The following is a 312-nucleotide window of genomic DNA, read 5'->3' on the forward strand; positions in this document are numbered from 1 at the left end:
GGAAGGACGTGATCTTGGTGTGTTCCAGTTCGTTGGCGGTGGCGTCGATTTTGGCAATGATGACGTCATCGTCGTTCTCAAAGTGCTCGCCGAGCTTGTCGTAGATAGGGACCAGCTGTTTGCAGTGGCCACACCAAGGAGCGTAGAATTCGACGAGGACCTTCTTAGTTGTGTCGAAGACGACTTCGTCAAAGTTGGCGGCGACGAGCACTTTGACGGGTTTGGCGGCCCAGTCCGCGGGCAGGTCCTCGCTCAGCAGATGCTGCTTCAGGGTGCCGTCGAAGAACGATTGTACGAATTCCTCAATAGCGT

At 55.4% G+C, this 312-nt stretch carries 1 protein-coding gene; it reads right to left on the bottom strand.

Features of this window, described 5'->3' with window-relative positions; all coding sequences use genetic code 11:
- On the bottom strand, positions 1 to 312 hold a 312-nt coding region (locus tag F0L74_RS34775; protein ID WP_246197965.1), incomplete at both ends, for a thioredoxin domain-containing protein.

This window comes from Chitinophaga agrisoli (assembly GCF_008386695.1).
GTDB lineage: Bacteria > Bacteroidota > Bacteroidia > Chitinophagales > Chitinophagaceae > Chitinophaga > Chitinophaga agrisoli.